This is a genomic window from Moorena sp., from assembly GCF_982860115.1.
Genome location: NZ_CEYLVT010000100.1, coordinates 1 through 7,451, shown reverse-complemented (window position 1 = coordinate 7,451; position 7,451 = coordinate 1). Strand labels below are relative to the sequence as shown.

Here is a 7,451-nt window from a genome sequence, read left to right as displayed (position 1 = left end):
AAATGACACTGGCAAGATGCCAGTTCCACAGGGTAGGAAATGACACTGGCAAGATCCCAGTTCCACAGGGTAGGAAATGACACTGGCAAGATCCCAGTTCCACAGGGTAGGAAATGACACTGGCAAGATGCCAGTTCCACAGGGTAGGAAATGACACTGGCAAGATGCCAGTTCCACGCTTGATGTCCATTCCATCCATGGCTCAAACAGCTAAAATGAGCTGAATGGGAGTCAGAAGACACAAACAATGGAAGAAAAACAATTAGCTCAATTTTCCCTAGCGGATGGAACTACATTTTTGGTAGAAGTGGAAAAACCGGAAAGCCGTGGTATTGAGCGAGTCGCCCTGGGATCGGGAAAACAAGTCATAAAGGCACGGCAGACCTTTGAAGAAGCCCTGGATCAAATCAAACCGGTTGCTTCTGCGGTTATCACCAAATTGCGTGACCTAAACCAACCCGCCGATGAAGTGGAAGTAAAATTTGGTTTGAAGTTGACGGCAGATGCGGGAGCGGTGTTTGCCTCTGTGGGTGGCGAAGTGAGCTATGAAATTACCTTAAAATGGAGCAGTAATAAGAATCAGGGCAAGTAGAGGATAAATTAAATCAATGGATTTTAATGCCCATAAGACTTCAATTATTCGGCTCTTTTCTCACGACCAAGTAGTTGGTATTGGCTTTCTGGTATCGGAACACTATGCCTTAACCTGTGCTCATGTCGTATCAGAGGCATTATTAATTACTAGCACGACACAAAGCTGCCCTGAGGGAGAAATAAAGGTTGATTTTCCGTTACTTAATCCCAAAGATAAATTTTCGGTGAGGGTTATTTGCTGGCATCCTGAATCTGAATTAGATTCCGAGGAAGCGATAGAAGATATTGCGGTTTTGAAACTTGATCACCTTCCTGCTTCTGCTCACCCGACTCGCCTGCTGTTATCAGAAAATCTTGCAAATAATCGATTTAAAGTATTTGGCTGTCCTAGGAAAGTTTCGTTTGGAGTTTGGGCAACTGGGGTATTGTCAGAGCAAAATGCTAAACAATGGTTTCAACTGGAAGATACTAAGGTAACTGGATACGGGATTGAACCAGGATTTAGTGGTTCTCCGGTTTGGGATGAAAAATTGCAGGGAGTAGTGGGGATGGTAGTTGCTGCAGATACCAAACGACAAACGGCAAAAGTTGCGTTTATGATTCCGACACAAATTTTAGTGAAATCTTGGAAATATTTGGAGTCAATTGTTATACGAACTAAGGAAATAGAAAAGCCAGTTAATCCACGCTTGTCACCTGCAAAGATAAAGCATCTTGAAGAACGAAAAAAATATTTAGAAGAACAAATTAGTGACCTAGGCATTCCAATGAAATTCCTTGAGCCTTCATCAATTGAATATCAGAATCTCAAAAGAAGAAGTGACGTATATTTTGATGAGCTTGAAGAAATTGAAAATCAATTGTCTGGTTTTTAGGGATTTGCTAGTTTAAAATAAAAAATGAATCGCAGAGACTTTCTTGAACAAGAAAAAAAAGATTTAGAAGAAAAAATTAGTGATATACCCAGTCAAATGAGATTCCTTGACCCTGCGTCAAGTGAATATCAGAATCTCAAAAGAAGAAGTGATATATATTTTTCTCAACTTGAAGAGATTGAAACTCAACTTAGTTCATATCAACACTCATCATTAACCAACAATCAAAGAGGAAATCGCTTTGACAAAAAGCTACCAAAGATTGATTTTAGCAACCCGAGAAATCTAATTAATCAAATTCTCGACAAATTTGCTAGTACTCGTAAGGGAGGGTCGGCTTTTTTTTTAATTGAAAATATCAAAGAAACTAAGGGAGAATTATTGGTTTATGACATTCGAGACAATCTAACCAAAGAAAGTGATGACTGGAGACATTACCCGATTAATGTGATAGCCAATAATATTGTAGATGAACAAAGTTTATTAAGTGCGATCGCAAACTTTATACCTAACTCTGATTCGGAGACTAAAACAGTTGATAATCCTCAACAGCATGCTATCAATATTATTGATAAAATAACGAATGGCTTGCAAGTTGGAAGTCTTGTTTTTTTTGAATTGAATGATTGGGATGCTCTTGGGGAAAATCAAGATTCATTATTATCCTGGTTTATGGAGTATTTTTGGATTCCTATAACTAAAAAACAGTCTCAACTATCTCAGAAATATGCAAATATTATAATTATCCTTTTTATGACCACTAGTTATTCTTGTTTGTCCGAAAAATGTCAATACTTACCTCATTTCTGTCCAAGATTAAAATTCAATAAGCAAAAAATTTTTAAATTGTCTTTACCAAGAGCATGGACCCATAAAGATATTCGTAAATGGATTGAAGATACTTATAAATATTCTATTCAAGAAAGCTTGTTTGAATCAAAATACATCTTTGATTATTCTAAAGGAAATCCAGAAAAAATCTGTTACATGTTGAAACAAAAATTTAATAAACTTTAGTTATAGCCGATGAATCCTCCTAAATACATCTTCCAGGGCAATCCAAAAAATCGACCTAAACAATGTCATCCACATTCTCCTACAGAATTAGAACCCTATATTGCCGACAGTGAATTAATTGAAGCGGTGAATTTGGCAATTTTTCTCCAAAGACCCCTGTTAATAGAAGGAGAATCGGGATGTGGTAAAACCCGATTAGCAGTAGCAGTTGCTTATGAATTAGGGTTGCCCTTTTATCGCTGGGATATTCGCTCAACAACGAAAGTCCAAGAAGGATTATATGAATACGATGCGATTTTGCGCTTGCATGATGTCCAAACCAAAGACTTAACCCCGTCTATTAATCCAAAAACTGGACAACCGAGAAATCCTCAAGAACCAAAAGATTACCGTGAACTAGGCCCCCTGGGAAAGGCATTTCAATCCCACAACTATCCCGCAGTGTTGCTAATTGATGAAATTGACAAGGCTGATGTAGATTTCCCCAATGATTTACTGTCGATATTGGATAAACCTTGGAAATTTTTTATTCGGGAAACAGGAGAAACGATTGAGGCCAATCAAGAGCAACTACCAATTATCATTATTACCAGTAACAAAGAAAAAGGCAGTCTCCCCTCTCCCTTCTTACGCCGGTGTTTATATCACTATGTGCGTTTCCCTAGTCAACCAGAAGAGTTAGAGAAAATTGTCAATGTTCACTATCAACAGAAACAGAAAACAGAGACAATGGCAATGCCCAAATCTGATTTAGTGACGACTGCGGTCGCTAAATTTTTACAGATACGAGAGGATAAAAGTCTGTTTAAACCTCCGGGAACCAGTGAGTTTCTGGATTGGCTGGCTGCCTTACATCACTTTAAACCGGAACCCTATGCTGTGACTGAGCTCCAGCAAGAAAAAATAATTCCCTATCGAGATTTAGTATTTAAATTGCGGCAAGATTGGCAAAATCCCAATTATGCACCTTGATCATGAGTAACGTTAATCCCCACTCTCTGTTAACTCGCCTCTTTTACCGCTTGCGCCGGGATGGGTTTGCCTTGGGAATTAATGAATATTTAGCTGCCTTACAAGCTATGGAGGGCGGCTGGGGAGTGCAGGATGCCAATGCTCTCAAAAAACTGCTGCGATCGCTTTGGTGTCATTCCCTAGCCCAACAAGAGCATTTAGAGGTCATTTTTCCTTCCATTAGGGCAGAAGAGAGCCAAGAAGACGCAAAACCAAGGGAAATTCCCTCAGAATCACCCCAATCATCGTCCTCCCCTCAGAATCCCCCTCCTGTCACCCCTGGGGAACAGGTTTCCTCCATGGTAGACTGTCCGACTCCAGATCCTGAATTATCCTTATTTCCGATCAAATCATCAATCAATTCATTAGAACAGACAGAAGACTGGGATTTCCAAGCTTATTATCCCATTTCTCGCAGGTATATGGTTTATAGCTGGCGTTATTTACGGCGGATGGTGGCAGATGGTAGAGAAGATATTCTGGATGTGGAAGGGACAATTGCCAAGGTCTGCCAACAGGGATTTTTTTTAAAGCCGAAATACAGCCGAAGGGAGCAAAATCACGCTGATTTGCTCTTGTTGCTGGATCAGGAAGGCTCTATGACTCCCTTTCACCGCTTTACGCGAGATTTAGTCGAAACCGCCCAACACGACAGTAATATCGAGCGGGTGCGAGTGGGCTATTTCCACAACGTTCCACCAGAGTATGTTTATAAAGACCCTTATTTAACCGAAAAGGTAAAGTTTGAGTGGATTTTGGCAGAGTCTAATGGGGATACCAGTGTTTTAATTGTCAGCGATGGGGGAGCAGCTCGTGGCGATCGCCGTTCCGAAAGATTTTCAGCAACCGCTGAAGTTTTGTGGCACATTAAACAGCATACCAAGTTAATTGCCTGGTTGAATCCTGTTCCCTCTGAACGCTGGCAGGGAAGCACTGCCCAATTTATCGCTCATTTAGTACCAATGTACCCTCTGGATCCTCATGGGTTAAATCAAGCGATCGCACAGATTCGTTAAGATCTATGACAAGTCCCTCATCTGACCAATTAACCGAAGAAATAGCCAAGCAACAAATTGAACGATTTGTTGCCAGGTTTCAGCCCAACTATCGCTATCTAGCTTGTCATTGCGCCTTGCCCTTGGTTTTGACTCCGGAATTGGTGAATTATATCCGAGTGCAATTTTTACTCAACGAGGAAGTGCCTTGGATAGCAGAAGCGGATTTACTGTTATCGGAGTTGTGCCGTCCAGTTGGTTATGAATTATATGCCATGACTCCGGCGGTACGGTCTAATTTATTGGCACAATTTGAAACACCAGAATTTCAGGACAAATTTGGAACAAATCGCCTCAAATCCGTAGCCCAATTGCTGATGGACTACGTGACATATTTAATAGGAACCCATCCCGCCAGCCGACAGCGAGAATTCCAGGCACAACAATGGGCAGCCATGGTGTATTTAGATCAACATCGCACTCAAGCAGAAAACCAGATAGCCACAGCCCTACAAGGATTGGTTAACCGAGGAAAAAATGGACAGGCAGAATTAGCCCGATTACAGCGTCTAATTGAAGAATTTAGACCCCAGTTGAGTCAATATGACTCCTTAATGAAATTTGCTCAATCCCTCGGAATCTGGCTCAACGGTCAAATTCCCCCTGATGCTGGTCAATCCTATAGTGTTCATGGGGTAAACCTTAGCCTTAATCAAGTCACTCAGCTTGAAGGTTTCCCACCCATGCAAACCTTTGAATGTGAGGTGGTAACCATGGATGTGAGAGCAGGGACAGATATTAACACTAGACTTTTCCTTTCTTCAGGGAAACGGCTATCCATAGACATTGTGCTAGAACGTTTTACGTTTGAAGTGGCAACTATTGAATTTAAACAAACAGGCCGTTTGAGAACAGAAACAGAACTAATCATCAACCGTCGTCAACACCAAGCTCATGGTTTTACCGAAGACTTAGGGAATGGAGTTGAGCTAGAGATGGTTGCCATTCCTGAAGGGAGCTTTATCATGGGTTCCCCAGAAACAGAAGAGGGGCATAGAGACAGTGAAAGTCCCCAGCATCAAGTCACCATTAAATTCTTCTTGATGGGTAAATACCCAGTTACTCAAGCCCAATGGCAAGCCGTCGCCGCCCTACCCCAAGTCAACAGAGAACTTGAACCCGATCCATCCTATTTTAAAGGGAAAGACCGACCTGTAGACGGAGTCTGTTGGTATGATGCGGTGGAATTTTGTGCGCGGTTGTCTGAGTATACGAAACGTCTTTATCGCTTGCCCAGTGAAGCCGAGTGGGAGTATGCTTGTCGAGCAGGTACAACGACTCCGTTTCATTTTGGTGAGACAATTACAACCGGCCTAGCTAACTATGATGGCAACTATACTTATGGCTCTGGTTCCGAAGGCAAATCTGTTCAGGGAACAACCCCAGTGGGGAGTTTTGCAGTAGCCAATGACTTTGGACTCTACGATATGCATGGAAATGTGTGGGAGTGGTGTGCAGACCATTGGCACTCAAACTATAAAGGTGCGCCGACAGATGGCAGTGCGTGGCCAAATAATAATGACAATGATAATAATCGGCGGTTGTTGCGGGGCGGATCCTGGGACAACTATCCTGAGGTCTGCCGTTCTGCGTCTCGCTACAACTATCTTTCGGGCATCAGGCACACTTACTTTATTGGTTTTCGTGTGGTGTGTGGGTGGGCTTAGACTCGGTAACCCTTGACCCTTTTGGCCTTTTGCCCTTTGCCCTGTTTTCTCTTTTCCCTCTTCTCTGTGTAGAACTGGCATCTTGCCAGTGGCGGCGGAATAGGCTTTATGCCTGTGTCAATCTCAATCAACTAATAATATATCACTGGCAAGATGCCAGTTCTACAACTAATCATTGATCTGGTCACTGGCAAGATGCCAGTTCTACAACTAATCATTGATCTTGCCAGTTCTACATCAGTTAAACCAAACAATGGTGATGGCACAAACAAGTAAAGAAGAACAGCAATCAGAACTTATTATCAAACGCCATCGGCGACAAATTCAGTACTTCACTGAAGACTTGGGAAATGGTATTACCTTGGACATGGTTGCCATCCCTGGTGGCACTTTCCTGATGGGTTCCCCAGAAACGGAAGAGGGGCATAGAGAGGAAGAAAGTCCCCAGCATCAAGTCACGGTTAAATCCTTCTTCATGGGTAAATACCCAGTTACTCAAGCCCAATGGCAAGCCGTGGCTGCCCGACCCCAAGTCAAAACAGAACTTGAACCCGATCCATCATATTTTAAAGGGGATGACCGACCTGTAGAGAGAGTCTCTTGGGATGATGCGATGGAATTTTGTGAGCGGCTGTCTGAGTATACCAAACGCTCTTATCGCTTGCCCAGTGAAGCCCAGTGGGAGTACGCCTGTAGAGCAGGTACAACTTCTCCGTTCCATTTTGGCGAGACGATTACTACAGAGTTTGCTAATTACGATGGAACAGATGATCAACAGGGTCGTTGGAAAGGGTCTTATGGTAATGGGCCATCAGGGATTTATCGTGGAGAAACAACCCCAGTGGGGAATTTTGGGGTAGCCAATCAGTTTGGACTCTACGATATGCATGGGAATGTGTGGGAGTGGTGTGCAGACCATTGGCATGATAACTATGAAGGTGCGCCGACAGATGGCAGTGCGTGGCTAGATAATAATCTAAATGATAATCGGCGGTTGCGGGGCGGTTCTTGGGACAACAACCCTGATAACTGCCGTTCTGCGTCTCGCCACTTCGATCGTCCGAGCCTCAGGTACGACGTCGATGATATTGGTTTTCGTGTGGTGTGTGCCCAGAAGTGGACTCCCTAAGCTTTTGCCCTTGTGCCCTTTACCCTGTTTTCCCTTTTTCCCTCTTCTCTGTGTAGAACTGGCATCTTGCCAGTGGCTGGGGAATAGGCATGTGGCCTGTCCT

Annotated in this window: 9 protein-coding genes; 8 read left to right on the top strand and 1 reads right to left on the bottom strand. The window is 42.9% G+C overall.

Annotation, left to right across the window (positions count from 1 at the left end):
* Window positions 1–199 (bottom strand): hypothetical protein (locus AC4II3_RS17700; protein WP_490722851.1); only part of this gene is annotated, 199 nt, incomplete at its 3' end.
* 48 nt (window positions 200–247) lie between these two features.
* Between AC4II3_RS17700 and AC4II3_RS17695 the strand changes: the two genes are divergently transcribed.
* From AC4II3_RS17695 to AC4II3_RS17660, 8 genes are all read left to right on the top strand, one after another.
* Entirely contained in the window at window positions 248–592 is a 345-nt protein-coding gene (locus AC4II3_RS17695; protein ID WP_488009440.1) for a CU044_2847 family protein, read from the top strand.
* A gap of 16 nt (window positions 593–608) precedes the next feature.
* Window positions 609–1,469, top strand: coding sequence for a trypsin-like peptidase domain-containing protein (locus AC4II3_RS17690; protein ID WP_488009442.1), 861 nt, complete (start codon window positions 609–611; stop codon window positions 1,467–1,469).
* Between the two features lie 24 nt (window positions 1,470–1,493).
* A complete protein-coding gene (locus tag AC4II3_RS17685) occupies window positions 1,494–2,486 on the top strand; it encodes a hypothetical protein (RefSeq protein ID WP_488009444.1) in 993 nt (330 codons plus the stop codon).
* 9 nt (window positions 2,487–2,495) lie between these two features.
* Window positions 2,496–3,458, top strand: a complete 963-nt coding sequence (locus AC4II3_RS17680) for an AAA family ATPase (protein WP_488009446.1) — start codon at window positions 2,496–2,498, stop codon at window positions 3,456–3,458.
* A gap of 2 nt (window positions 3,459–3,460) precedes the next feature.
* Window positions 3,461–4,513 carry a VWA containing CoxE family protein gene (locus AC4II3_RS17675; RefSeq protein WP_488009448.1) on the top strand — a complete coding sequence of 351 codons (1,053 nt, stop codon included), beginning with the start codon at window positions 3,461–3,463 and terminating at the stop codon, window positions 4,511–4,513.
* Window positions 4,514–4,518: 5 nt separating this feature from the next.
* A complete protein-coding gene (locus tag AC4II3_RS17670) occupies window positions 4,519–6,219 on the top strand; it encodes a formylglycine-generating enzyme family protein (protein ID WP_488009450.1) in 1,701 nt (566 codons plus the stop codon).
* Window positions 6,220–6,372: 153 nt separating this feature from the next.
* Window positions 6,373–6,495: a hypothetical protein gene (locus tag AC4II3_RS17665; protein ID WP_488009452.1), complete on the top strand. Its 123-nt coding sequence runs from the start codon at window positions 6,373–6,375 to the stop codon at window positions 6,493–6,495.
* Window positions 6,473–7,348, top strand: coding sequence for a formylglycine-generating enzyme family protein (locus AC4II3_RS17660; protein ID WP_488009454.1), 876 nt, complete (start codon window positions 6,473–6,475; stop codon window positions 7,346–7,348). Before AC4II3_RS17665 ends, AC4II3_RS17660 begins: the two co-directional genes overlap by 23 nt.
* Window positions 7,349–7,451: the final 103 nt, after the last annotated feature.